Source organism: Gordonia sp. NPDC003429 (assembly GCF_053588575.1).
The window spans coordinates 61,229-87,482 of the sequence record NZ_JBSFQF010000016.1; the positions used below are offsets into that span (position 1 = coordinate 61,229).

At 66.5% G+C, this 26,254-nt stretch carries 24 protein-coding genes; 11 read left to right on the top strand and 13 right to left on the bottom strand.

From position 1 onward, the window contains the following. The first annotated feature begins 19 nt into the window (after positions 1-19). Positions 20-1,657, top strand: coding sequence for a DUF222 domain-containing protein (locus tag ACWDSI_RS17010; RefSeq protein ID WP_449748207.1), 1,638 nt, complete (start codon positions 20-22; stop codon positions 1,655-1,657). Between the two features lie 81 nt (positions 1,658-1,738). Then, positions 1,739-3,028 (top strand): glycosyltransferase, encoded by a 1,290-nt coding sequence (locus ACWDSI_RS17015; protein ID WP_449748206.1) that lies wholly within the window; start codon positions 1,739-1,741, stop codon positions 3,026-3,028. Here the strand turns inward: ACWDSI_RS17015 and ACWDSI_RS17020 are convergent. From ACWDSI_RS17020 to ACWDSI_RS17050, 7 genes are all read right to left on the bottom strand, one after another. Further along, positions 3,000-4,100, bottom strand: a complete 1,101-nt coding sequence (locus tag ACWDSI_RS17020) for a glycosyltransferase (protein ID WP_449757260.1) — start codon at positions 4,098-4,100, stop codon at positions 3,000-3,002. The genes ACWDSI_RS17015 and ACWDSI_RS17020 overlap by 29 nt on opposite strands. After that, a complete protein-coding gene (locus ACWDSI_RS17025) occupies positions 4,097-4,690 on the bottom strand; it encodes a TetR/AcrR family transcriptional regulator (RefSeq protein ID WP_449748204.1) in 594 nt (197 codons plus the stop codon). The genes ACWDSI_RS17020 and ACWDSI_RS17025 overlap by 4 nt, the downstream gene beginning before the upstream one ends. 68 nt (positions 4,691-4,758) lie before the next feature. Next, positions 4,759-5,475, bottom strand: coding sequence for an SDR family oxidoreductase (locus ACWDSI_RS17030; protein ID WP_449748203.1), 717 nt, complete (start codon positions 5,473-5,475; stop codon positions 4,759-4,761). Between the two features lie 33 nt (positions 5,476-5,508). Further along, positions 5,509-6,342, bottom strand: a complete 834-nt coding sequence (locus ACWDSI_RS17035; RefSeq protein WP_449757261.1) for an enoyl-CoA hydratase/isomerase family protein — start codon at positions 6,340-6,342, stop codon at positions 5,509-5,511. Positions 6,343-6,371: 29 nt separating this feature from the next. Further along, positions 6,372-7,307 (bottom strand): NADP-dependent oxidoreductase, encoded by a 936-nt coding sequence (locus tag ACWDSI_RS17040; RefSeq protein ID WP_449757262.1) that lies wholly within the window; start codon positions 7,305-7,307, stop codon positions 6,372-6,374. A gap of 79 nt (positions 7,308-7,386) precedes the next feature. After that, entirely contained in the window at positions 7,387-8,355 is a 969-nt protein-coding gene (locus ACWDSI_RS17045; protein WP_449757263.1) for a GlxA family transcriptional regulator, read from the bottom strand. A gap of 154 nt (positions 8,356-8,509) precedes the next feature. After that, the gene (locus ACWDSI_RS17050) at positions 8,510-8,983 is read right to left on the bottom strand and encodes a hypothetical protein (RefSeq protein ID WP_449748200.1); all 474 of its coding nucleotides are present in this window, start codon (positions 8,981-8,983) and stop codon (positions 8,510-8,512) included. Positions 8,984-9,285: 302 nt separating this feature from the next. Between ACWDSI_RS17050 and lon the strand changes: the two genes are divergently transcribed. Together lon and ACWDSI_RS17060 are read left to right on the top strand one after the other, a co-directional pair. Beyond that, the gene (gene lon / locus ACWDSI_RS17055) at positions 9,286-11,622 is read left to right on the top strand and encodes an endopeptidase La (RefSeq protein WP_449757264.1); all 2,337 of its coding nucleotides are present in this window, start codon (positions 9,286-9,288) and stop codon (positions 11,620-11,622) included. A 140-nt stretch (positions 11,623-11,762) separates the two neighbouring features. Further along, positions 11,763-12,119, top strand: coding sequence for a hypothetical protein (locus tag ACWDSI_RS17060; protein ID WP_449748198.1), 357 nt, complete (start codon positions 11,763-11,765; stop codon positions 12,117-12,119). Between the two features lie 30 nt (positions 12,120-12,149). Here the strand turns inward: ACWDSI_RS17060 and ACWDSI_RS17065 are convergent, their stop codons facing one another. Continuing rightward, positions 12,150-12,812 carry a fasciclin domain-containing protein gene (locus ACWDSI_RS17065; RefSeq protein ID WP_449748197.1) on the bottom strand — a complete coding sequence of 221 codons (663 nt, stop codon included), beginning with the start codon at positions 12,810-12,812 and terminating at the stop codon, positions 12,150-12,152. A gap of 152 nt (positions 12,813-12,964) precedes the next feature. Here ACWDSI_RS17065 and ACWDSI_RS17070 point away from each other — a divergent pair, with 152 nt between their 5' ends. After that, positions 12,965-13,876: an extracellular catalytic domain type 1 short-chain-length polyhydroxyalkanoate depolymerase gene (locus ACWDSI_RS17070; RefSeq protein ID WP_449748196.1), complete on the top strand. Its 912-nt coding sequence runs from the start codon at positions 12,965-12,967 to the stop codon at positions 13,874-13,876. A gap of 47 nt (positions 13,877-13,923) precedes the next feature. Here ACWDSI_RS17070 and ACWDSI_RS17075 read toward each other — a convergent pair whose 3' ends face one another. After that, positions 13,924-14,517: a TetR/AcrR family transcriptional regulator gene (locus ACWDSI_RS17075; RefSeq protein ID WP_449748195.1), complete on the bottom strand. Its 594-nt coding sequence runs from the start codon at positions 14,515-14,517 to the stop codon at positions 13,924-13,926. 380 nt (positions 14,518-14,897) lie between these two features. On the opposite strand from ACWDSI_RS17075, the gene dnaK reads away from it, so the two are divergent. The 5 genes from dnaK (at position 14,898) to ACWDSI_RS17100 (ending at position 20,425) form a co-directional block, all read left to right on the top strand. After that, entirely contained in the window at positions 14,898-16,751 is a 1,854-nt protein-coding gene (gene dnaK, locus ACWDSI_RS17080; RefSeq protein ID WP_449748194.1) for a molecular chaperone DnaK, read from the top strand. Continuing rightward, positions 16,748-17,365, top strand: a complete 618-nt coding sequence (grpE, locus tag ACWDSI_RS17085; RefSeq protein WP_449757265.1) for a nucleotide exchange factor GrpE — start codon at positions 16,748-16,750, stop codon at positions 17,363-17,365. Before dnaK ends, grpE begins: the two co-directional genes overlap by 4 nt. A gap of 126 nt (positions 17,366-17,491) precedes the next feature. Continuing rightward, positions 17,492-18,700, top strand: coding sequence for a molecular chaperone DnaJ (gene dnaJ / locus ACWDSI_RS17090; protein WP_449748192.1), 1,209 nt, complete (start codon positions 17,492-17,494; stop codon positions 18,698-18,700). Positions 18,701-18,703: 3 nt separating this feature from the next. After that, positions 18,704-19,153: a heat shock protein transcriptional repressor HspR gene (locus tag ACWDSI_RS17095; protein WP_449748191.1), complete on the top strand. Its 450-nt coding sequence runs from the start codon at positions 18,704-18,706 to the stop codon at positions 19,151-19,153. 117 nt (positions 19,154-19,270) lie between these two features. Beyond that, on the top strand, positions 19,271-20,425 hold the full coding sequence (locus ACWDSI_RS17100) for a hypothetical protein (RefSeq protein WP_449757266.1): 1,155 nt from the start codon (positions 19,271-19,273) through the stop codon (positions 20,423-20,425). A gap of 34 nt (positions 20,426-20,459) precedes the next feature. On the opposite strand, the gene ACWDSI_RS17105 is transcribed toward ACWDSI_RS17100, so the two are convergent. Beyond that, positions 20,460-21,611 (bottom strand): FAD-binding oxidoreductase, encoded by a 1,152-nt coding sequence (locus ACWDSI_RS17105; RefSeq protein ID WP_449748189.1) that lies wholly within the window; start codon positions 21,609-21,611, stop codon positions 20,460-20,462. Between the two features lie 136 nt (positions 21,612-21,747). Here ACWDSI_RS17105 and ACWDSI_RS17110 point away from each other — a divergent pair, with 136 nt between their 5' ends. Continuing rightward, positions 21,748-22,875: an amidohydrolase family protein gene (locus tag ACWDSI_RS17110; protein WP_449748188.1), complete on the top strand. Its 1,128-nt coding sequence runs from the start codon at positions 21,748-21,750 to the stop codon at positions 22,873-22,875. Position 22,876: 1 nt separating this feature from the next. Here ACWDSI_RS17110 and ACWDSI_RS17115 read toward each other — a convergent pair whose 3' ends face one another. The 3 genes from ACWDSI_RS17115 to ACWDSI_RS17125 form a co-directional block, all read right to left on the bottom strand. Next, the gene (locus ACWDSI_RS17115) at positions 22,877-24,421 is read right to left on the bottom strand and encodes an amino acid permease (protein WP_449748187.1); all 1,545 of its coding nucleotides are present in this window, start codon (positions 24,419-24,421) and stop codon (positions 22,877-22,879) included. A gap of 249 nt (positions 24,422-24,670) precedes the next feature. Beyond that, positions 24,671-25,630 carry a serine/threonine-protein kinase gene (locus ACWDSI_RS17120; RefSeq protein ID WP_449748186.1) on the bottom strand — a complete coding sequence of 320 codons (960 nt, stop codon included), beginning with the start codon at positions 25,628-25,630 and terminating at the stop codon, positions 24,671-24,673. 21 nt (positions 25,631-25,651) lie between these two features. Continuing rightward, a complete protein-coding gene (locus tag ACWDSI_RS17125; RefSeq protein ID WP_449748185.1) occupies positions 25,652-26,080 on the bottom strand; it encodes a nitroreductase family deazaflavin-dependent oxidoreductase in 429 nt (142 codons plus the stop codon). Positions 26,081-26,254: the final 174 nt, after the last annotated feature.

Consider the following 26,254-nt stretch of genomic DNA (forward strand, 5'->3'; position numbering starts at 1 on the left):
CGTGAGGGGGTGTGCGGCCATGTGGGAGGCACTGCCGTCAGAGTTCCTCGGGGGGGTCGATCCGTCGTATCCCGACGAGACCGAGATGCTGCGCATCCTGGGTGGACTCGACGCGGTGCGTCAGGGCGAAGCGTATCTGGCGTGGGTGCGGTTTCAGTCGTTCGGTGTGCTCTACGACCGGCTGGTCGCCGCGCGGAGGTCGTCGGATGGTTTGATCGTGGATGGCTTCGCCGACGCGGCCGCGCGGATCTCGGGAGTGTTCGCGGTGTCACGGTTCAAGGCAGAGCAGATGCTCAGCGATGCCATCACCCTGCGTGATGATCTGCCAGAGGTATTCGGGTGTCTGCGAGACGGCCTGCTCACCGCGGAGCAAGCACACCTCGTGGTCTCGCGCACCGATCTTCTCGAATCCGGGAGCAGTGTCACGCCGTTGGTCGATGCCGCGATCGCGGCGGCGGTGCGCGGCCGGCGCGGAACGTGGAAGCGCGCCCGGCTACGCGACATGGTCGACCGGGTGGTGTTCCGCCACGATCCGGATTGCGTGCGCGAACGCCGGCAGAGGGAACTCGACAAGCGCGGCATGTGGACCGAGAACCGGGGCGACGGGACCGCGGAGATCTCGGCCGTGATGTCGGCGGAAAGCGTCCGGATCGCAGCGCAATCGGTCACCGCGCTGGCCGACGCCGCGTGCGAGCTCGATGGGCGGACCCGGCCGCAGCGCGCCAGTGACGCGATGTTCGCGCTGCTGACCGGCACGCGGTTCGAGTGCCTCTGCGACACCCCCGACTGCGCGGCGGTGATTCCCGCTCCGGCCACAATCCCCCAGACGGATCCCAAGATCGTCATCCACGTCGTCTGCGACGAGTCGGCGCTTGCCCCAACCACACCCGCAGACGCCCCAACCACACCCGCAGACGCCGCGACCACACCCACAGGCGCCGCCCCAACCACCACCCCCACCGATACGCCCGTTGCATTCATCGCCGGGCACGGCATCATCTCGGGTGACCATCTCCGCGATCTCGCCGCGCGCGCCGACGCCGTGGTGAAGCCCATCGTGCCCCGCGGCACGGAGCAGAACCCGGACGGTACGTTCACGCTGCCCGCATCTGCGCCAGCGGATCCCTATCGTCCGTCGGCGGCGCTCGACGACGGTGTCCGTGTCCGCGACGGCTACTGCGTGGAGCCCGGTTGTGAAATGTCGTCGTGGGATTCCGATCTCGACCACGTCACCGAGTTCGATCACGCCGACCCGGCCTCGGGCGGGCAGACCACCGACGACAACCTGAACGCGAAATGCCGTCGTGCCCACATCCACAAGACGTTCGGCGACTGGGTCGACGATCAGTACCGCGATCCGGTCACGGGCCGCATCGTCACCGAGTTCATCACTCCCGAGGGTTACGTGTTCCTCGGAGATGCCGAAACCCTCGAGGACACGTTTCCCGGGCTTCGGCGCCTCCGCTTTGCTCCGCCCGGCGCCGACCATCCCGGACGGCGTCGGCGTCGACAGAGATTCGACGACGACGGACACCCCACCTCGAGGCGCACGCGCACCCGGGCGGCCAACAAGCATGCCCGTCGACGTGCCGAACGGCACCGAAACCGTCGCCGACGCCACCAACTCGAGCACGCTGCGGGCGACCCGCCCTTTTGAAAACAGGTAGTGCACTACGCGCGTCGCGGTAGGCGCTCCGGAGCATGCTTGCCTCACCAAGCCGCCACACCGAGGTATGCAATGTCCGAGATCCTGATCGGTGCCGTCCCCCTCCACGGCCACTTCACGCCCCTCCTCAACGTCGCGCGCTACCTGGTGGGGCGCGGCGATAGAGTGCGTTTCCTCACCGGGTCGCGGTTCGCCGACAAGGTGACCGCAGCGGGCGCCGAACACATCCCCCTGCCACCCGACGCCGACTTCGACGACCGGTTGGACTGGGACGTCGTGTTTCCGGAGCGCTCGAAACTGAAGGGCACAAAGGCGATCGCGTTCGATATCGAGCACACCTTTGTCCGGCCGGCAGCGGCACAGTACGAGGCTCTGGCCGGGCTGCTCGCAGATGCGGACGCGGACGTCGTGCTCACCGACATTGCGTTCGCCGGTGGCGCCTACCTGATGGGGTTGCCGACCGACCAACGACCGCCGGTCGTTGCATGCGGAGTCAGCCCGTTGTTCATCGGCAGCCGCGACACCGCACCGTCCGGGATGGGCCTCAAACCGCTGCGCGGCCCGGTTGGGCGCTCACGCAACGCGGCCCTCGACTGGTTCGTGCGCCGAGCGGTACTGGCGGACGCGCAACAACTCGCCGAGCGGATCCATCGCGAGATTCACGGCACCGCACTCGGATATCCTGTCCTCGACTGGCCGCGGCACGCGGACGCGATCATCCAGTTGACGGTGCCGGAATTCGAATACCCCAGAAGCGACGCACCCGAACACCTCCATTTCGTCGGTCCGATCTCGGCGGCCGGATCGCAGGCACCGATCCCCGACTGGTGGCCGCGGCTCGATGATCCGCGTCCGGTCCTCCACGTCACGCAGGGAACATTCGCCAATGCGGACTACCGCCAGATCATCGCCCCGACCCTCGAGGCGTTCGCCGACGAGGACGTACTCATCGTCGTGGCCACCGGTGGACGGGCCGTCGACACACTTCCTCCTCTGCCATCGAATGCCGTTGCCGCCGAACTTCTTCCGTACGACGAGTTGCTGCCGAAAACCGACGTGTATGTAACCAACGGCGGCTACGGCGGGGTCCAGTATGCGCTACGGTACGGCGTCCCCGTGGTGACGAGCGGCGGGCTCGAGGACAAACCAGAGGTGGGTGGCCGGATCGCGTGGTCGGGGGTGGGTCGGCGACTCAGATCCGAAACCCCCTCCGCCGCAGCCGTACACAAGGCCGTGCGGACAGTGCTCGACGACCCGTCCTATCGGACGGCCGCGGCTCGGATGGCCGACGCGATGGCCGGCTCGCCCGGGCTGCCCGGTCTTGCCGACATCATCAACACGCTGCCCCGGCAACGCTGCTGACCACGTCGGCTACCCGGCCGACACCATCGGCCGCGATCATCTCCGCGCCTATCTCACCTGCACGCCGGGTAAACGACGGCTCGTCGAGCAATCGACGTATCCCCGCCCGGGTGCGTTCGGGAGATGCCTTCTTCGAGACCACCAGCCCGGCGTCCGCGGTCGCCACCGCGCGAGCGATCTTCGGCTGATCCATCATCGGATGCATTGGTACGAACAGGATGGGCACGCGGTGGGCGAGCGCGCGCACCGTCGTCGCGTGGCCGCCGTGCGTGATCACCACCGACGCCTCGGGCATCAGGGCCGCATGGTCGATAATCGTTTGGAGTTCCGTATTGGCACCAACGCGCAGGCCGGCCGGGTCGATCGCCTCCCCGGTACCCGCGATCACGTCGACGGGCAGCTCCGACACGGCGTCGAGGAGTCGCTGAAATGCCTTGTGTTGTCCGGGAAATGCGACGGTGCTCAGAGTTAGAAGGAGGAGGGGGCGGTCTCGTGGGCGGCGTGCCGGCGGGATCTCCTCGAGTACTGGGCCGGTGAGTTCCGCGTTCTCCGGCAGGCGAATCGGTCGGCCCAGCCGCGGATCGCTGACCACCGCGATGGCCGTCGCGCGCTGCAGCGCTTCTTTCGGTGCGGCGCCCCGAAAGCGGCAGAGAACACCGAGTGGCGGACCCAGCCACAGGCGTACTCCCTCCCAACTGGAATGGGCCACAGCCACTGTCGGTATTCCTGCTGCTTCCAGCTCGGAGAGGGCACCGACCAGGAGTACGTCGACGAGTGCGACGTCGGCGTCGACGCGCTTGGCCACCGTCACCGCGTCGCGCCCGCGGGAGCGGTCGGCCCACAGTCGCGGCACATCGCGCAGGCTCGTGAGGGTGGACCGGTGGCGGAGCGGATCGTAGTCGACGGCGTCGGCCAGGACTGCGTCGAATCCGTCCTGTTGTGCCCGCTGTGTGACGGGGTCGTCGGAGTGAACGATCACGTTCCACCCGCGCCGACGGAGTTCGGTGGCGATGCCGAGCATCGGCGGGATGTTGCCGCCGAGGCCGGTCGTGACGACCAGTGCGGTACTCACCGCGTCGTCCCGGAGTGAGCGAGCAGGGCATCGGTCATCTGGTGCATCCGGGAGAGCACGACCGACACGCTGTGGCCGCGGTCGCGGCGCAGCAGTTTCCACGTGTAGACGTCGGTGGCCACCACGAGCAGGTCGATGAGTGCCTGGCGTTCGGCAGACTTTCCGGGCAGCCACGGCTCGAAGACCGTGCCAACCCACGCTCGGTGCTCCTTCCTGCCCTCGGCCGCGTAGACGGCCAGTGGCTGACCGGACCGCTCGTGGGCCAGTAACTCGAGAACGAAGTCGCCACGCGATTCATAGTGTGCGACAAGGGTTCGGAGAGCGTCGTCGACGTCGGCGGACGGCGGCGTGCGTTCCGCGACGATCTCGTCGCGGACTTCCCGGGCCGCCGTGGACAGCAGTGCGTCCCGGGTGCCGAAATGTCGGAGCACCGTCTGCACGCTGACGCCTGCGGTGGTGGACACGACGGTGAGGGTGGGATCGAAATCGAGTCGCTCCATGGCGATCTCCCTCACCGCGTCAAGGATCCGGCGCCGGGTCTCCGCGACACCGTCGAGGCGTGCCGTCATCCGATACGGCCTCGAATTCATGTGAACGAGGTTACCCGCCAATATTTTGATTTCAACGGGCACTCATACGAATAGAGTACCTTCGCGAGTCACGAATCCCGAGAGCCGAGTTGGGGATACATGCGTTCGAGCGGACCGGCGAGACCGGCCTTGGCGAGCTTGCTGCTGTCGTCCACGAGGACTTCGTTGACGCCGTTGTCGAGGGCGCTGTATGCGGCCGAGGCAACCTCCGAGGGGGTCGCCTTGGGCCCCGCCACTCCGGCGGCCATCTGCGTGTCGACCCAACCCACGTGCACGCCGACCACCTGAATCCCGCGCGGCGACAGCGAAAGTCGCACGGAGTTCGTCGCCGACCAGAACGCGGCCTTGGTTGCCGAGTAACTGCCGGCACCGGCATGCCAGCTCAGCGCGGAGTGCATGTCGACGATCCCGGCCCGGCCGGGTGAGGTGGCGAGAATGTCGGCGAACGCTCGAATCATTCTGAGCTGTCCGAAGAAGTTGGTCTCGAAGATCTCGTGGAGTTGCTCGTCGGTCTCGGCAACCATGTCCGAACCGTGTGGTGAGACACCGGCATTGTTCACCAGGATTGTCACGTCGCCCGCTGCCCGAGCCGCAGACGCGACGGACTCCGGATTCGTGATGTCCAGTGCCAGTGGCACGATTCGGTCGTCGTTCCACGTGCGCGGGGTACGCGCAGTCGCATAGACCTTACGCGCCCCACGTTGGAGGGCCTGCGCAACGTACGCTCCTCCGATACCTCCGTTTGCCCCGGTGACAAGGACGACCGAGCCGTCGACGATACTCATTGGAATTCCTTCTGCCTCAGTGCTGCTGACACCTCAGTGCCGGTTTCTTTGCGCGGATGCGCCGAGTGCTTCGCCGAGGTGGTACTCGACTGCGAGTGCCTGCTCCGATGACATCGGCGGCGTCTGGGCCACTCGCACCCGGAATCCCGGCAACGATGCCGAGTGCTCGAACTCGCGATATGCCTCGATAAGATCGTCGTCGGGCGGAAGCGTGGCCCGATTGACCATCGCCTTCGCGGAGGCCAGCGATGTGCGATCGAAAGCCGCCAGGCGTGCAACGATCGTCGCGACATAATCGTCGAGTTCTGCGTCCGGGATCGCCCTGGTCACCCAGCCCCACCGTTCCGCAGTCACGGCGTCGTAGTCATCGCTCGACAAGATCACCTCGAGTGCGCGATCTCGTCCGATCAGGCGCGGCAGCCGTTCAGTTCCTCCCCCGCCCGGGACGATGGCCGTACCCACCTCGGGTTGGCCGAAGACGGCTTTCTCCACGCTCGCATACCTGAGATCCAAAGCGAGCGCGAGCTCGTTGCCGCCGCCACGAGTGCGGCCGCGGATGACTGCGACGGTGATGAACGGTGCCCTGGTGAGCGCGAGGACCAATTCCGTCCACCCCGAACGCCCGGTGACCGGGTCGGCGCCCGGGAATTCGTTGAGTCGGGACAGGTCGAAATGGTTGTAGAAGAAGTCGTCGACCCCACTGTCAAAGGCGAGCACCTTCAACGATTCGTCAACGATGAGTTCCTCGACGATCCCCGATAGCTGCGTAACAAGAGCTCCCACAATCAGATTGGCCGGTGGATTGGTGACGGTGACTCGCGCGATCGTCGGCGATTCGCGCGTGAGAGTGACGAGCGCGTCGTGCATGGAACGCTTCCCTTCGTGCGAGGTGAATGTCAGTTGACGACGATGGCGACTTTGCCCGGACCATGCTTCGTCGACTGGGCGATCGCTGCGTCGGAGAGGCGATACTCCGCAACGACAGTCGGGCGTAGCGCATCACGTTGAACCAGGTCGACCAGGGCGGTGAGGTCCATCCGGTCGGACTCGACGAACAGTGCGGTGATGCGGACCCCGGCCTGCTGTGCCGCGGGAAACGCTGCGGGCACGCTTTGCGGCAACGTCGTCACGACCATGCCGCCCTTCTTGACCGTCGAGATCGCCCGCTGCGGATAGTCATTGCCGACGAGATCGAAGACCACGTCGAGGTCGTGCGCGATCTCGGTGAAGTCGGCTGCGTGGTAGTCGATGAACTCGTCTGCACCGAGGTCGCGGAGAAATCCTTCCTGGCCGGCCGAACCCACCGCGGTGATGTGTGCGCCGCGCGCGTGGGCGATCTGGACTGCCAGGTGTCCTACGCCGCCCGCGGCGCCGGTGATCAGCACGTGTGAACCCTCGCCGACGCCGGCGGTCTCGACCAGCGCCTGCCACGCCGTCAGGCCCGCCAGCGGAAGCACTCCGGCCTCCTTGTGCGTCAACTCGTCGGGCTTGGGCACGAATGCCCGGGTGGGGGCGACGGCGTACTCGGCGTAGCTGCCGCCTCCCCGTGGGAAGGGGAGCAGTCCGAACACCTCGTCGCCCGGACGGAAGAGCGTGACGCCGAAGCCGACCTCAGCCACGACACCCGAAACGTCCCAACCAGGTGTGAAAGGCGTAGAGCCACTGAACAATCCGGACTCCCGGTCCAAGACCTCGGCCGGATTCACACTCGTCGCACGAATCTCGACGAGTACCTCGCCAATACCGGGCGCCGGACGGGGAATGTCACGGAGGTGAAGGACGTCGGGCCCGCCCAGTTCGTCCTGGACAATTGCACGCATGGTCTCTGACATGCCTCGACGCTATGACGCTTGGTCGATTCCGACGAGTGACAAGAACGTCATCTTTCGATAGAAACACGCCAATGCGCGTTCACGCCATCGCGGCACTGTTCTCGGCCGGGCGGTGAAAGCTCCGACGGTAGGCGGCCGGGAGCAACCCGACGTTGGTGCTCAGGTGATTGCGCAGCGATGTTGCGGTCGCATAACCCACCGCGGCGGCGACGTCTTCGATCGACATCTCCGATTCCTCCAGCAGTTCGCGCGCACGGGCCAGTCGTTGCAGCGTCAGCCAGCGGCGGGGAGCGATTCCGGTTTCGGCAGTGAATTTTCGCACCAGTGTGCGCTCACTCATATGTGCGTAACGCGCGAGATCGGCGATGGTGATCTTGGTGTCGAGATTGTTCAATGCCCACTCGCGGGTGCCGGCTGTCGACGCATCGGCGGTGTCGACTAGGGGACGTTCGATGAACTGTGCCTGACCGCCGTCGCGAAAGGGTGCCACGATGCAGCGTCGGGCGGCTTTGCCGGCCGCCCGTGCACCGTGGTCGGAGCGAATCAAGTCCAGACACAGGTCGATACCGGCCGCCGCGCCCGCCGACGTGTGGACTCCGCCGTCGTGAACAAACAGCACATCCTTGTGTAGATCGACTGTCGGATACCAGGAGTGGAACAGGGGAGCGCACTCCCAATGCGTGGTCGCCCGGCGGCCGTCGAGGAGTCCCGCCGCGGCGAGGGTGAACCCGCCGGTGCAGATCGACACGATCCTGGTGCCCTCGCGGATCGACGCGACCACCTCGGCCACCTCAGGCCGGAGGTTGCGCTGAAGGTGATATGCGTCGACGGGCGGCACGATCACGGTGTCGGCGTCGTCGATGATCTCGGGGCCGTGGTCGGGCATGACCGAGAACCCCGCGTTCGAGGTGATCGGTTGCCCGGTGGCCGTGCAGACTCGTACCTCGTATCCGGCGTCTGCCGCGGTGAAGATCCGAGTGGGAATACCCAGTTCGAACGGATACGCCTGTTCCTGCGCGAGGACGGCGATCCTGTGGCGAGCTCCCATGGCAAGAGTGTAGTGCTCAAATACATATCAGCCAAAGCTCCGCGAGGATGCCGACGACGACCAGCAGCCCGGTCAACGACGCCGCGGGTGCATCGTTGACCGGGCGCGCTGTTCACTCGTGCCTCCAATCGGATCAGGATTTGGGGGAGGACTGTCACCAGAGGTCGTAGCCGACGTTGACATTGGGGTAGCCGGTGGAGATCTGGGGTTGGTTGATGAAGTAGTGACCGCCGCCGGAGATGCCGGTCATGCTGGTGTTGACATTGCCGCGCACGTTTTCGAGGTTGTAGGTCGCAGTTGGGCCGAGGGCGCCGATCCGGTAGTTGACGAACACGGTCTCGTAGCTGCTGTTGGGCGCGGCACTCACGACGGTCTCCGACGCTCCGGGTGCCAGCGAGCGCGCGGGTGCCTGAACCCAGTAGCCGCTACCGGGCGTGGCCGAGGCCAGCAATTCGGTCTTGTCGGTGTGGTTGGTGAGCGTCATGGCGACGGTGGGCTCACCGGGGTGGGTCACCGGCAGCGTGCCGGCGTGGGCGAGTCCGGCGCCGCCTGCGGCGAGTGCTCCGGCGATCCCGACAGCGCCGATGGCGGCGAGGGTGCGGGTCTTGACGTTCTTCGAGATGCTCATGATGTCTCCTCCAAGTGTGTCGTCCGGTCCCGGTCGGGGCTGGGCGGGTTGTTTCTGACACCAATGACTTTCCCGCTCAGCAGGGTCGATGACAGTCCGTCGGCCGGTGGTTGCGGCGGATGATGTCGATGTCCACCGATCGGGGGAGGATCGATGCCGCCGTAGGCGGGGTGACGAGTATGCCGGTCGTCATTTTGGGGAGGTCGCTGGTGCGCGATTCATTCCGCCCACGGCGAAATCTGCCCGGGAACAAACATCCCGCCACCAAGGTTGAGTGCATCAGACTGAACTTTGGAGGTTAAATGTCTGACACGTACTCAGTGCCCGTCCTCTTCGTTCCCGACCTGGTTGTTCTGCCCGGCATGGTTGTGCCGATCCCGCTGGACGACGCAGCTCAGGCGACGGTGGACGCGGCCCGGGCCAGTGAACCCGGAAAACTACTGATCGCCCCTCGTCTGGACGACCGGTACCCCACCTATGGCGTCATCGCGTCGATCGTGCAGGTCGGGCGCATGCCCGGAGGCGGCACCGCTGCGGTGGTCAAGGGGGAAACCCGTGCGCACATCGGCACCGGGACCACGGGCCACGGCAACGCACTGTGGGTCGAGGTCACCGAGGTCGACGCCGTCGAGCCGACCGCGGAGACCAAGGCACTCGCGGCCGAATACAAGAAGCTCGTGCTGGCCATGCTGCAGCGCCGTGAGGCCTGGCAGATCATCGACGGCGTCAACAAGATGAGCGAGCCGGCCGATCTCGCCGACACGTCGGGCTACTCGTCGTGGCTGACCGACGTCCAGAAGCGGCAGCTGCTCGAGACGCCGGACGTGGCCGAGCGGTTGCGCCTGCTCATCGACTGGACCAGCGAGCACATCGCCGAGACCGAGGTCAGCGACAAGATCGCCGACGACGTCCGCAACGGCATGGAAAAGCAGCAGAAGGAATTCCTGCTGCGTCAGCAACTCGCCGCGATCCGCAAGGAACTCGGTGAGGACGAGCCCGACGGCGCCGACGACTACCGCGGACGCGTCGAACAGGCCGACCTGCCCGACAACGTGCGCGAAGCCGCACTGCGCGAGGTCGGCAAGCTCGAACGCGCCAGCGACCAGTCGCCGGAGACCGGATGGATTCGCACCTGGCTCGACACCGTCCTGGACCTGCCGTGGAGCGTCCGGACCGACGACTCCACCGACATCAAGGGCGCCCGCGAGATCCTCGACGCCGATCATCATGGCCTCGAGGACGTCAAGGACCGCATCGTGGAATACCTGGCCGTGCGCGCCCGGCGTGCCGAGCGTGGCCTGCAGGTGGTCGGCGGACGTGGCTCCGGCGCCGTCATGGTGCTGGCCGGTCCTCCCGGTGTCGGCAAGACGTCGCTGGGTGAGTCCGTGGCCCGTGCCCTCGGCCGCAAGTTCGTGCGCGTCGCCCTCGGTGGTGTGCGCGACGAGGCCGAGATCCGCGGTCACCGACGCACCTACGTCGGCGCCCTGCCGGGCCGTATCGTGCGCGCCATCGGCGAGGCGGGATCGATGAATCCCGTTGTGCTGCTGGACGAGATCGACAAGGTGGGCTCCGACTACCGGGGCGACCCGGCCGCCGCACTGCTCGAGGTCCTCGACCCCGCGCAGAACCACACCTTCCGCGATCACTACCTCGACCTGGATCTGGACCTCTCCGACGTCCTGTTCCTGGCGACCGCCAACGTCGTCGAGAACATCCCGTCGGCGCTGCTGGACCGGATGGAACTGGTGACCATCGACGGCTACACCGAGGACGACAAGGTGGCCATCGCCCGCGACTACCTGCTGCCCCGGCAGCGTGAGCGCGCGGCACTGACCGACGACGAGATCACCGTGTCCGACGAGGCGCTGCGTGAGATCGCCGCGAACTACACCCGCGAACCCGGTGTGCGACAGTTCGAACGGCTCCTCGCCAAGGCATTGCGCAAGGCCGCGACCAACATCGAGAGTGGCAAGGCGCAGGCGCCGGTGCATGTCGAGAAGGCCGATCTCAAGGAGTACCTGGGTCGCCCGCGGTTCACCCCGGAGTCCGAGGAGCGCACGGCGGTGCCGGGCGTGGCCACCGGGCTCGCGGTCACCGGAATGGGTGGCGACGTGCTGTTCATCGAGGCCAACCGCACCGACGCCGGCGAAGGCAAGGGCGGCTTGCAGCTCACCGGGCAGCTCGGTGACGTGATGAAGGAGTCCGCGCAGATCGCGCTCTCCTATGTCCGTGCCCACGCCGCCCAGCTCGGCATCGATCCTGCGGCGCTTGACGGCACCATCCACGTGCACGTGCCCGCCGGTGCGGTGCCCAAGGACGGCCCCAGTGCGGGTATCACGATGGTCACTGCGCTCGCATCGATGGCCACCGGCCGCCGGGTGCGCGCGGAGGTCGGCATGACCGGTGAGGTCACGCTGAACGGACGGGTGCTGCCAATCGGTGGTCTCAAGCAGAAACTGCTTGCCGCGCAACGTAATGGGCTCACCACGGTGTTCATCTCGCCGCGCAACGAGGCCGACCTCGACGACGTGCCCGCCGAGGTGCTCGACGCGGTCACGGTGATCCCGGTGGCCGATGTCGCCGACATCGTCGCGCAGGCTTTGGAGCCCGCCGCCGGTGAGGTGACGGCCGCCGCCTGATCCGTCGTCGACTCAAACGTCGCGGGGCGTCACAGCGAATGTTGTGACGCCCCGCGGCTTTTCTCTGCTCCCGGCGCACTTTCTCAGGTATTGGTGCCTCGGTCACAATGGATGCACAGTGACCCGTTCAAGGAGGAACCATGGCCGAACTCCCCGAGATCACCGACGCCGAGATGCAGACCATCCTGGAGTACGCGCAGAACTATTCGATTGTCATCCTCAGGTCGGGACCCAATTTCGGCACGCCCGACACCGGCCCGCTCATGCTCGAACACGGTCGGCGCACGCTGGCCCTGCGCAAGGCCGGTGACCTCGCCGTCGTGTTGCCGGTCGTCGACGATTCCGACGTCCGCGGGGTCGGCGTCTTCGACCGCGACGTCGAAACCACCACCGCCCTCATGAACGACGACCCCGCCGTGCAAGCCGGCGTCATTGCCTTCGAGGTGCATCCCGCACAGGGGCTGCCGGGCGACGCCCTGCCCGCACAGCAGAGCTGAGGCGGGGTCGTCGGTCCGAGGGCGCCGCGATCACATCGTGGGCGGCATGAGCACGGTGTCGATGAGATAGACGGTGGCGTTGGAGGTCTTGATGCCGCCGCACACGACGCCGGCGTCGTTGACCTTCAGATCGTTGCCGCTACCGCTGACCGTGACGTCCTGGCCCTCGAGGGTCTTGTGCGTGCCGTCGGCTTCGGCGGGTGCCACCTGCCCGGACACGACGTGGAACTTCAGGATCTTGCCGAGCAGTTCGGAGTCCGTCTTGAGCTTGTCCACCGTGGCCGTGTCGAGCTTCGCGAACGCCTCATCGGTGGGGGCGAACACCGTGTACTGGCCGTCGTTGAGCGTGTCCACCAGGTTGACCTGCGGATTGAGCTTTCCGGAGAGTGCCTGCGTCAGGGTGGAGAGCTCGGGAACGTTGGACGCCGCGGTGGCGACCGGCACCTTGGCCAGTTCGGCCACCGAGGCCGGCCCGGTGGGATGAGCCTGCGCGTAGGCCGCACAACCGGGGCCGACAAGTGCGGCAGGCTCTGCGGCCGCGCTGCTACCCATCGCCATCGAGGTCATCGCCGAGGTTTCCGACGTGGCCGAGCTCGTCGAACTGTTGTCGTCCGAACAACCCGCGACAACACCAACGGTGAGGACGGCTCCTGCTGCGGCAAGTGCGAGACGCTGAATCTTGTTGACTGCCATGGTTTTTCCCATCGTTTATGACGGGCCCGCATCGGTGCGGGCCTCACCCGGTATTCGGGGGAGCGCGGCACGCGGATGGGTGCGGATGACGATCCGATGAGAAAACCCGATCGTGAATTGTGTGCGATCGGGCCCGTGTGCACAGTCGATGCATGAGCTGTCGAGCGCGAATCGGTGTGGCATTCCTTCTTCTGGTGATGGGCGCCGTCGTCGCGTGCGCGCCCGTGCGGGCCGCGGGAGCGCCGGTCGCGGCGGGACATTCCACGCACGACATCGGCGGGCGGACCTACGAGATGTATCGCCCCGCCGGTCTCACCGGCCCGGCACCACTGGTGGTGATGCTGCACGGCGGATACGGAGACGGTGCGCAGGCCGAGAAGAGCTATCACTGGGACGCCGAGGCCGACCGCGGACGGTTCGTCGCGGTGTTCCCCAACGGAATCGGGAAGTCGTGGAATGCGGGAACGTGCTGCGGACCTGCACAACGCACACACGTCGACGACGTCGGATTCATCAAGGCGGTGGTTGCCGACGTCGAGCGCACGTCGCCGGTCGATCGTCGTCGCATCTACGTCACCGGAATGTCCAACGGGGCCATGATGGCGTACCGAATGGCTTGTGAGACAGACATATTCGCTGCCGCGGCACCAGTCGCCGGAACCATTCTCGTGCCGTGTGCGGGTGCCCGGCCGATCTCGCTGCTCGCCATTCACGGGACGGCCGACGATCGTGTGCCCTACGGCGGTGGGCCGGGTAAGGCGTTCTCCCTCGACGGGCAGGCCAGGGTCGACGGGCCGTCGGTACCCGCCGACAACGCCGCCTTCCGCCGGATCAACGACTGCCGGTCGCCGCACGTCGTGATCCGCGGCGTGGTGAGCACCTCGAGCGCGGCATGTCCGGGAGGACGAACGGTGGAGCTCATCAGCATCGCCGGGGCGGGCCACCAGTGGCCGGGAAGCGAGCGCAACCCCCGACTATCCGCGCTCGGTATCGTGCCCGAACCTTCGACTGCGCTCGCCGCCACCCCGACCATCTGGCAGTTCTTCGCGGCACATCCGCGCTGAATGAGGTCACCGCGCGGCAACGACCTCAACGGCCGTTGTAGTCGACGCTAACACACGTCCTCGAGGTCGGCTGCGGAGAATCCGAAGGCGCGCGTGACCCCGACCCGGACCATCTCCTCGGGGAAGGGGCTCGACGACGCGAGGCTCTGTTGCTGGATGAGTCCGTCGATCAGCGCCACCACCAGCTCGGTGTCGCGCTCGTCGCGGTCCGGTTTGGTGCGGCGGGTGACCACGTCGGCGAGGGCGATGAATTCGGTCCGCCGCTCGATGATCATCTGCCGCAGGGTCTCGTCGAACTGCGCCTCGAGGAGCAATGCGGTGCGTGCGTTCGACACCGTCCGACCCTCGGTGATCATGGCCAGGATGTAGCGCACGGTGCAGTCGACCACGAGGGCCGGGCTCGGCACACCCGCCGACGTCAGCAGCGGGGTGAATTCGCGGACGGCGATGACCCGGGTGTCGTCGTACGCGGCGGCAAGGGCGAGTTGCTGAAGTCTGAGGCGGGTGGGCGCGTAGTAGTTCACCGATCCGGAGGCGACACCGAGCAGGTCGTCGACCGCGCGGTGCGTGAGTGCACGGAGCCCGCTGGTGCCCACCACGCGGTAGGCGGCCCGGCCGAACTCGGTGCGTTTGTCGGACAAGACGGTCTCCTGACTGTCGGAAGATGTGCCCCCGCGGAGCCGACCAGACGTCAGTCTAGGGTCGCGCTCCCTGGTCACGGGGCCCGAGGCGTCCAGATCGGACAGTTGAGCGACCTGTGCTCAACTTTTTTCGGCGATCCGGGAACATCTCGCCGCGGGCCACGGTTACACCTAGCGAGAAACCTGAGTCTGGGAGACTCAAGTAGACTTGACGGTGATCGGCTCACCCAGTAGGACATGAGTCGGAGGCACTGAAGTCTTGGTCCCGGCGGTCTCGGACACGACGCAGGTTTGCACAGACCACTCCCCGCGGTCGTGCCGCCAGCTCGGCCCGGGGGCAGAACTTGGGTGCACACCCACAAACTAGGAGGAAACTACACATGTCTCGTGCTGTTGGAATCGACCTCGGCACCACCAACTCCGTGGTGTCGGTACTCGAGGGCGGCGAGCCTGCCGTCATCGCCAACGCTGAGGGATCCCGCACCACCCCGTCTGTCGTCGCATTCGCGCGCAACGGCGAGGTGCTGGTCGGTCAGCCCGCGAAGAACCAGGCGGTCACCAACGTCGACCGCACCATCCGGTCGGTCAAGCGTCACATGGGTGAGGGTGACTGGTCCGTCGAGATCGACGGCAAGAAGTACACCCCGCAGGAGATCAGCGCCCGCACACTGATGAAGCTCAAGCGCGACGCCGAGTCGTACCTGGGTGAGGACGTCAGCGACGCCGTCATCACCGTGCCCGCCTACTTCAACGACGCGCAGCGTCAGGCCACCAAGGAAGCCGGACAGATCGCGGGCCTCAACGTCCTGCGTATCGTCAACGAGCCCACCGCGGCGGCGCTGGCCTACGGCCTCGACAAGGGTGAGAAGGAACAGACCATCCTGGTCTTCGACCTCGGAGGCGGCACCTTCGACGTCTCGCTGCTCGAAATCGGCGATGGCGTGGTGGAAGTCCGCGCCACCTCCGGTGACAACCACCTCGGTGGTGACGACTGGGATCAGCGCATCGTCGACTGGCTCGTGGAGAAGTTCAAGAGCAGCGCCGGCATCGACCTGACCAAGGACAAGATGGCCATGCAGCGTCTGCGTGAGGCTGCCGAGAAGGCCAAGATCGAACTGTCCGCCTCGCAGAGCACCTCGATCAACCTGCCCTACATCACCGTGGACGCCGACAAGAATCCGCTGTTCCTCGACGAGCAGCTGAGCCGCAGCGAGTTCCAGAAGATCACCTCGGATCTGCTCGAGCGCACCCGCGCTCCGTTCCAGGCGGTCATCAAGGACGCGGGCATCTCCGTGGGCGACATCGACCACGTCGTGCTCGTGGGTGGCTCCACCCGTATGCCGGCCGTCACCGAACTGGTGAAGGAACTGACCGGTGGCCGCGAGCCCAACAAGGGCGTCAACCCCGACGAGGTCGTCGCGGTGGGCGCTGCCCTGCAGGCCGGCGTGCTGCGCGGTGAGGTCAAGGACGTGCTCCTGCTCGACGTCACCCCGCTGAGCCTCGGCATCGAGACCAAGGGCGGCGTGATGCACAAGCTGATCGAGCGCAACACCACCATCCCCACCAAGCGGTCGGAGACCTACACCACGGCCGAGGACAACCAGCCGTCGGTGCAAATCCAGGTCTATCAGGGTGAGCGCGAGATCGCTTCGCACAACAAGCTGCTCGGCAGCTTCGAGCTCGGCGGCATCGCTCCTGCGCCGCAAGGTGTTCCGCAGATCGAGGTGACCTTCGACATCGACGCCAACGGCATCGTGCACGTCACCGCGAAGGACAAGGGCACCGGCAAGGAGAACTCCATCCGCATCCAGGAGGGCTCGGGCCTGAGCAAGGACGAGATCGACCGGATGATCAAGGACGCCGAGGCCCACGCAGAAGAGGACCGCAAGCGTCGCGAGGAGGCCGAGACCCGCAATCAGGCCGAGTCGCTGGTCAACCAGACCGAGAAGTTCCTCAAGGACAACGAGGACAAGGTCCCCGGTGACGTCAAGGACAAGGTGAACGCGGCGATCGCCGAGGCCAACGAGGCGCTCAAGGGCACCGACATCGCGACCATCAAGACCGCGATCGAGAAGCTGTCGACCCAGTCGCAGGAGATGGGACAGGCCATCTACGCCGCATCGGCGGCGGACTCCGCGAACGGAGCGGCCCCCGAGGGCGGCACCGGCGGCGACGATGACGTCGTCGACGCCGAGGTCGTGGACGAGCCCAGCAACTCCGGGGACACCAAGTGACCCCTGAGGAGCCCGAGCTCACCGCCGTCGATCCCAACGAAGAGGTCGACGAACCGATCACGGTGACCGACCGGCGGCTCATCGATCCCGAGACGGGAGAGGTGCGCCGGCCGGCGCCGGGAGCGGCATCGGGCTCGGAGGAGGCGACGAGTGCGGCGACCGCCGAGGTTGCCGAACTCACCGCGGCCCTGCAGCGCGAACGCGCTCAGTTCGCCAACTACAAGCGGCGAACCGACGAGGAGAAGCAGGGGCGTGTCGCCTACGGAAAGCAGATCCTGATCGAGAAGCTGCTGCCGGTGCTCGACGATCTCGACCGTGCGCGCGAGCACGGCGACCTCGATGCCGGTCCGCTGCGGGCGGTGGCCGACAAGCTCACCGGGACACTCGAAGGTGAGGGCCTGGTCAAGTTCGGTCAGCCCGGCGACCCGTTCGACCCGGAACTGCACGAAGCGGTCCAGAATGACGGCAGCGGACCCGAACCGGTGATCGGTGCGGTGTACCGCGGCGGTTACCGGTTGGGCGAGAAGGTGATCCGGACCGCGATGGTCACGGTCACCGACCCGGCCCCGGCCGATCAGTCGCAGCCGCAAGATCAAGGTAGTGGTGCACAATAGGCACCTGCACGTTGCCCGGTGGCGCGTCGGAGCACAGCGCACGACGCCCCACCGGGCATCAGCACAACAGCAACACACACAACCAGACAACTGAACACACATACTTACCGAAGGAGGTGACGTCTGGTGGCTCCACAACGAGAGTGGCTCGAACACGACTTCTACAAGGACCTGGGCGTTGCTTCTGACGCTTCGGCTGAAGAGATCAAGAAGGCTTATCGCAAGCTCGCACGCGAGCTGCACCCCGACGCCAATCCGGGGGACAAAGAAGCCGAAGAGCGCTTCAAGCGAGTGTCCGAAGCACACAGCGTGCTCGCCGACGCGGAGAAGCGCAAGGAGTACGACGAGACCCGCGCCATGTTCGCCGGCGGCCAATTCCGCGGGGGCGGAAACGGATTCCCCGGTGGATTCCCGGGCGGCGGCGGAACGCGATACTCCACCAACAGTGGTGCCGACTTCAACATCGGCGATCTCGGCGACCTGTTCGGCGGTGCCGGTGACTCCGGTGGTGGCGGATTCGGCGACATCTTCGAGGGACTGTTCAATCGCGGCGGCGGCAACCGTACGTCCACCGCGACCCGGCCTCGCCGGGGCAACGACCTCGAGACCGAGACGACGCTGTCGTTCAAGGACGCCGCGTTGGGTACCACCGTGCCACTTCGGCTGACCAGCCCGTCGCCGTGCACCACCTGCCACGGCAGCGGTGCCAAGCCGGGCACCAGCCCGCGGGTGTGCCCCACCTGCAACGGCTCCGGATTCGTCAGCCGCAATCAGGGCGCGTTCGGATTCAGCGAACCCTGCCAGGACTGCCAGGGCACCGGCTCACGGATCGACGATCCGTGCAGCGATTGCTCGGGCACCGGCGTCAAGGAACGCACCCGCACCATCAACGTCCGCATCCCCGCGGGCGTGGAGGACGGGCAACGTATCCGACTCGCCGGACAAGGCGAGGCCGGTCGACGGGGCGCACCGTCGGGCGACCTGTACGTGGTGGTCCACGTGACCCCCGACAAGGTGTTCACCCGCAGCGGGAACGACCTCAAGGTGCAACTGCCGGTGAGCTTCTCCGAGCTGGTGCTCGGCGCCACCGTCTCGGTGCCGACACTGGACGGGTCGGTCGGGGTGAAGATCCCGGCGAACACCACCGACGGCCGCACCCTGCGGGTCCGCGGACGCGGTGTCCCGCGTCGCAGCGGCGGCGCCGGCGACCTGCTGGTGACCGTCAAGGTCGAGATCCCACACAAGCTCGACGATGCCGCGATCGAGGCCATGCGCGCCTACGCCGAGGCGGAACGGGCGAGCGGATTCGACCCGCGGTCGGGATGGGGGCGATGAGCCATGGCACGCGAGGAATTCGAGCGGGGATTCGACACCAGCGGGTTTGACCGCGAGTTCGAGGAGTCCGGCGCCACCTTCATGATCTCGGTGGCCGCCCAGCTGGCCGGCATGCACGCCCAGACACTGCGGACCTACGACCGGCTCGGACTGGTCACCCCGCAACGCACCAGCGGCGGTGGGCGTCGCTACTCCACCCGTGACGTCGAGGTGTTGCGCGAGATCCAGCGGCTCTCCCAGGAGGAGGGCGTCAACCTCGCCGGCATCAAGCGGATCATCGACCTCACCAACCAGGTCGATGCGCTCCAAGAACGGCTGCGTGAACTGCAGTCACAGGTCGAGCAGGCCGCCGCCCGTCGTGGCGGCGACCTGGTGCCGGTCCCGCGCACCAGCGCGCTGGTGGTCTGGCAGCCGCGGCGTGCGCGACGGAACGACACGCGCCGTAACGACTGAGCGCCCAGCCGTCGACATACCCCGGAGAAGGTGTACCCCGCTCCCCGGTGGCCCATCGGCCACCGGGGAGCGCACGTTAGGCTGGCACCTCGACAGCGAACCGAGGAGTCAGGACCTGTGACACAACCATCGGGAGTGGTGAGGCCCGATCCCGTCGTCCTCGGCGTGTCCGTCGTCGGCGACGAGATCGCCTCGGTGGTGCGCCGCGCGGACCCGGGTTCCGGCGGCGACGAGATCATCGCCAGCAACATGGTGGATCTGCCCGATGCGTCGCCCGGGGCAGCGGTTGCGGCGATCCGTGAACTCATCGAGTCCGCGCCGTTCCCGGTCGACGAGATGACGATCTCCTGCGCGCAACCGCAGACCCGCGACTTCCTGGCGGCAACCTTTCGCCCGGGCCCCGGCAATCCCGCGTGGTACGCCGTCACCAAGGTGGAGGACCTGCCCCCGGCGATGGCCGCGGTGGCTCGCGCCAATCCGGCCGGCGCGGGTGCGGTCGCCGTGGTCAACCTCGACCGCCGCGGCGCCCCCGCGGTGGGTACCTGCATCGCCCTGATCGATCAGACCACCGGTGAGGTGCTCGGCGTTGCCGATCACAGTGACGCCGCACTCGGGGGCGACGCCGGCAACCTTCCCGTGACCGATCCCCAGGCCGCCGGCGCTGTGGCGGGCATGATCGCGCGGACCAACGGCGGCGGACGGCTCTCGTCGGTGGTCTGCACCGGTGCGGGCGCCGAGTTGCCGGGGGTCGCACCCGCGCTCGAATACTCGGTGCAGCGTCCGGTGATCATCGCCGACATGCCCGCCCTGGCGCTGTCGGCCGGCGCCGCGTCACCGCCGGCGCCCACCGCCCTCATCCCGGTGCCCCGGCAGCGGTCGTCGTCGTCGGGTCTGCGGTGGTGGCTACTCGGCGCCGCCATCGGACTGGCGGTTCTGCTCGGCGCGATCGGACTGACCGCGCTGGTCACCACCTCCGATTCGGGCGGGTCGAGTCCCGCCGCGACGCCGTCGACCGTGACGGTCACCGGTGAACCCGTCACGGTGACCCGCAACGGCGGCACCCGGACCGAAACCGAGACCGCGACGGTGACCGACACCGACGTGCGTACTACCACCGAACGGCCGCCGACGGTGACGCGCACGGAGGCCACCACGGTGACCGAGACCGAGACCGAGACGCAAACGGAAACCCGAACCGAGTACAGCACCACCACCGTGACCGTCCCGCAAGCGGGCGGCGCCGCAGACGAGGGCGGTACCGGCCAGAACTGACGGCGCCGACCGATGACCCGGCCCGGAATCTCCGCTAGTGCACCGGGTCGTGCTGAATGAGGCTGGCGCGCACCCCGGCGATGATCAGCCGCCGACGGGTCACCTCGATCATCTCCGCCGATCCGGCGATCAGCGCTTGATGGTCATCCCATGGCCCCGCCTTCGCCACCACGTCGGCCAGGGTCCCGATCTCATGCTCGATGCCGAGTTTCTCCGGTGATGCGATCGAGTCGATCCACCAGGGATCGTCGGCGTGCTCGGACACCGCGGTCACCCGCAGCCACGGATTGGTCGACGCGATACGGCGCAGCACGGCCAGATCGTAGAGTTCGCCGGGGTAGCGCATCCCGTAGTAGATGTGGGTGGCCGGGGCGTCGGCCCGCTTCGACATCTCGATCAGCAGCGCGCGCAGCGGTGCGAGTCCGGTACCGCCCGCCACCATGAGGACGTCGTGACCCGGGATGATGTGCAGCGTGCCATGGCTCTGGGCCAGCTGCCACACGTCGCCGACAGCGGATTCGTTGACGATCGCCGAGCTCACCGATCCGCCCGGCACCGACCGCACATGGAACTCGAGTTCGCCGGCCCGGTTCGGCGGGATCGACGGTGACAGATTGCGCCACAGACGCGGCCACTGCGGGATCTGCACCTCCAGATACTGACCCGCCGCAAAGCGGAGAGTCTCTCGGGAGACCAGACGCACAACCGCCAGGTCACGGGTGATCCGATACTTCTCGACCACCTCGGCATTCCACTGTGCGGGGCCCGGCGCCATCTGCGCCGCGCCACGCATCACGCCGGTCGCCAGCATCATCGCCTGCCCCAGCGCCCGTTCGGTCTCCTGGTCCCACTGGGAGCGCAGAATCGTGTGGAACTCGCCCATCAGGGCTCGGTACATCAGGTCGTAGTGCTCGGGAAGCACACCATACTTGCGGTGATCGCGGCCGAGCTGCGCGAGCAGATCCACCAGCTCGTCATGACCGTTGTCGGCCGGCACCACTTCGAGGACGTGATCGATCACGTGGAAGAAGGCCTCGCGCACGCTGCGCATCGCCGCGGGGAACAGTTCATGCAGGTCGGGGTCGATGGTGAAGAGCCGCGTGAACACGTTGCGGGTGAAGGTGTCGGGGTCGCGCCCGATCAGGTCGCGGGCATGGTGAAGCACGTTTCGAGAGTGAGTCGCCATGTACTCGACCTCCTCCTCTGCCGCAGGACAGGTCCATTCTCACACCGTCGCGCAAATCAGCCCGCGCATGGTCGGCGGGATGGCGCGCAACCACCACGTGATGTCATCGTGCGTCGTGTTGTGGCACTCTCGTCCTGTGAGTTACCCGGACGGCGTGATCGGGGGGATTGTCGACGCCCACGTGAATCAGTGGCATCCGCGTCAATCCTCCTGGCCGGTGTCGAGCCTCAACCGGCTGCGCCGCGGCCCCTCGCAACTGGGCAACAGGCTCTTCTCGATGACGCTGAATCGGGCTGCGCGCGAGTACATCCTCGCCCCCGGGATGTTGTCGCGGCCGTACGAGCCGAAACAGTATCTGGCCGACATCGCTGCGGTGCCGACCGTTGCGGGCGCTCCGGTACAAACCGTCGTGGCCGTCGAATCACAGTGGCGGGCACGGGCGCAACGGGCCGAGGGACCGCCCGCGACCGACCGTCACCTGGTTGATGAGACGCGCTACCTCTCGTCGCTGCCCTTCGGTCAGGGATTGGCTCCGGCACTGGGCGCGATCGTGGTCGGGGTCGATCCCCGCACCGACGACTTCGGTGCCACGCTCGACGAGCACCTCGAGGTCACCGATCGGGTACGAGCGGTTCGCTTTCGCACCGCGCACCATCCGGATCCGCGGGTGCTGAACTCGGTCGACGCCGACGGCGTGCTGTCGTCGGCGGAGAGCCTCCGCGGTTTCGGGGAGGCCGTGCGGCGAGGGCTGTCGATCGAGACCTTCGTGTACTCGCATCAGTTGTACGAGGTGGTCACCCTCGCCCGCGAGTACCCGGAGGCCACGATCATCGTCGACCACTTCGGCGCGCCGGTGGGGGCTTTCGGTCCGACGGGCATGCGCACCGGTGCCACGGCCGCCGCACGCGCCGACATCCTGCGGTTGTGGCGCGAGCGGATGATGACCCTGTCCGCGCACCCCAATGTGGTGGTGAAGCTCTCCGGGCTCGCCCTACCGGTGCTGGGTTACGGACACGACTCCTGGGGCAACATCGGAAGTCGCGAGACGCTGACCGAGATGGTGGGACCGCTCATCGAGTATGTTGTGGCACACTTCGGCGCCGGCCGGGTGATGTTCGGGTCCAACCTTCCGGTCGACCGGCCCAACGCGTCTGCGGACATGATCGTCGGTGCGCTCGTCGACATCCTGTCCCCGTGGGGAAACGATATGTTGCGCAGCGTGTTCCGTGATACCGCCCGGCGCGTGTACGCCCTCGAGATGTGAGCTACTCGTCGTCGCGGTTCTTGTGGTGGCCTTCGATCCGCTCCTCGATCCGCTCCTCGGCTTCCTCGAGGTGATGGGGCTCGGTGGGGATCGGCGGTTGTGGGACAACCGGATACTCACCCGTGTAACCGACACGCGTTGCGGCGATGGCCATCACCTTGCCGCGCACCGCGTACCAGCCACCGATCAGCAGCGGAACCATCACGATGATCGCGATGAGATTCCAGATGTTCTCGTAGCACATCAGCACGGTGACTGCGGCCAGGAACACCAGGGTGGCAATGGATGTCCACGGGGCGCCGGGCAGCCGGAATGCGGGACGTTCCAGGATGCCCTGCTTCCACCAGCGGTAGAGCTGGAGTTGGCAGGCGATGATCATCGCCCAGGTGGAGATGATGCCCAGCGCCGACAGATCCAGCGCGATGTTGAAGGCGTCCTCGGGAACAAAGAGGTTGAGCACGATGCCGAGCAGGGTGAGGGCGCCGGTCAGGGCGATCCCGCCGAACGGCACACCGTTGCGGTTCATCTTGCCGGTGAAGGCGGGACCGCTGCCGTTGAGCGCCATCGAGCGAAGGATGCGGCCCGTGGAGTAGAGGCCCGCGTTGAGGCTCGACAGGGCTGCGGTCAACACCACCAGGTTCATGATGCCGCCGGCGGCGGGCATCCCGATCTTCGAGAAGAACGTGACGAACGGGCTCTCGCCCTTGCTGTAGGCCGTGTACGGAAGCAGAAGAGCCAGAAGCAGAACCGAACCCACGTAGAACACCGCGATCCGGACGATCACCGAATTGATGGCGCGCGGCATCACTTTCGGGGGGTCGGCGGTCTCTCCGGCCGCGATGCCCACGAGTTCGACTGCGGCATAGGCGAAGATCACGCCGGAGGTCACGATGCACAGCGGGAAGATGCCCTCGGGGAACATGCCGCCGTTGTCGGTGATGACGCTGATTCCGGTTTGCTGACCGTCGATCTCGAAGCGGCCGGCGAGGAACACGATGCCCACCACGAGGAAGATGACCAGCGCGGTGACCTTGATGATCGAGGCCCAGAACTCCATCTCGCCGAACAGTTTCACCGAGATGATGTTCATCGTGAGCACGATCCCCAGTGCGATGAGTGCGATCAGCCACTGCGGGATGGCCTCGAACATGCCCCAGTAGTGCACGTACAGCGCAACAGCGGTCACATCGACGATCGCCGTGGCGGCCCAGTTGAAGAAGTAGAGCCAACCGGTGACGAAAGCTGTTTTCTCACCGAAGAATTCGCGTGCGTAGGAGACGAACGAACCCGACGACGGGCGGTGGAGCACCAGTTCACCGAGCGCGCGGAGGATGAAGAAGACGAAGATGCCGCACACCGCGTACACGATGAACAGGCCGGGGCCGGCGTCGTGCAGGCGGCTGCCGGCACCCATGAACAGGCCGGTGCCGATGGCGCCGCCGATCGCGATCATCTGGATCTGACGGGGTTTGAGACTCTTGTGGTACCCCTCGTCTTCGTGCGCGAGGGCAGAGTTGTCGTAGGACGTTGTCTGTTCGGTTGTCATGGTTCCTCTGGTGGTGGACGTTTGCGGGGCCTGCAGGCCGTCACGGATCGCGCGAGGGCAGGCCGGGTGAACGTGGACTGAACAGACGCTAGCGACGACGTACTGCGCCCGAAAGGTTGCGAATGTTAAAGAAGTCGCGCCTCACCCGGGTTTGATTTGACAAGCTGTAGTCCCAAAGTCGTTGCTGCACAGAGAGAATGGCCGGATGCTGTCCGAATTTACATATCCTTGACTGTGGCATGGATCACATCAGGTGTGCCGGACCGGTACCCGTCGCCAGGGTCGTCGCGGCGCAACAGGCGCCGGAACCGGAACGTCGCGCATCACCCGGGCCACGATGTCGACGAACTCGCGACACGTGTCGTAACGATCGGCGGGGTCCTTCGCGAGCGCTTTGGCGAAGATCGAGTTCAGTGCCGAGGGAAGCCATTTGCGCCGGCGGGTCAGTTTCGGTGGCTCGTCACGCAAATGGGCCCGGGTGATCGCGAACGCGGTGGCACGCGGATACGGCGGTTCGCCGGTGAGTAGTTCGACGAGCGTGCAGGCCAGCGCGTACTGGTCGGTGGCCGGTGAGATCTTCTTGGCCTGAAGCAGTTCGGGCGCTGCGTATCCGATGGAACCCTGCACGCGTCCGTTGCGCGCGAGTGGCCGGGTGTCGTCGAGCAACTGTGCGATGCCGAAGTCGGTCAGGAAGGCGTCGGCGTCGTCCTGGTCGGAGGTGAGCAGGATGTTCGCGGGTTTCACGTCCCGGTGCAGGACCTCCTGACCGTGCGCATAGTCGAGCGCGTCGGCGATCTCACGGGCCACCGTCATCACCGTGGAGACCTCGGGTTCTTCGTCCGCGCGCGGTATGAGGGCCGTCGCCGGGGGTCCCGGAACGTACTGCATGGCGAGCCAGAGGGTGGTGTGCGTGTCGGTCTCGTCGATGCCGAGCGATCGGGCCCGTCCGAGGGCCTCTTCAGGGGTCTCGACCTCACCGCGCGTGTACATCGCGACGATGTGGGGGTGATGCAGCACCGACGCGATGGAGAATTCGCGTTCGAACCGTTCGCGTGCCCGGGTGTGCCCGGTGGATTCCGAGTGCAGCACCTTGAGCGCGAGCGGACCCGGTTCGTCGGGTCGATGGACCCGGTACACGTCTGCGCTGCTCCCGCGGCCGACGAGGGAGTCGACCGTGAAGCCGGCCACCTCGTCCCCTGGCTGCAACACACCGCCAGAGTAGCGGTGCGCTCAGTCGGTCGGCGTCAGCCGGAAGATCGGGAATACCCGACCTTCCGCGGTCTCGGTGTACTTCTGGAAGCCGTCGGAGGCGGCGACGAACGCCTGCCATGCCTGCTCACGTTCCACCGGATTCAGCTCGGTGGCCGTCGCCTGGTGGGTCTCGATGCCGCCCTTGTCGCCGGCGACCTCGATGGTGACCTCGGGGTTCTTGCGGAGGTTGTGCACCCACGCCGGATCCTTCGGCGAGCCCGCCGCGCTGCCGACGATGAACCGCCCGCCGACCGCGTCGGGTAACGACATCAGGGGGCTGGTCCGCTCCTGCCCGGACTTCGCACCCGTGGAATGCAGTATCACCAGCGTGCGGCCGAACCCCATGGTGGAGACGGTGCCGTCATTCGAACGGAATTCGTCGATGATGGTCTCGTTGAAGTCGCTCATATCCTCATTGTGCGCGTCGGGCGGTCCGCGTCGCGGATGTTTTGATTGATCAACCGGCGAACCATGGGTGACGCGGCGACCTAGTGTCGCGTTTCGTTAGTTGGTTTTCGGTTGAGCTTTCTTGAGAATCTCCTCGACCGGTTTCGTCCACACGAAGGGGTGTTTGCGGTCGTT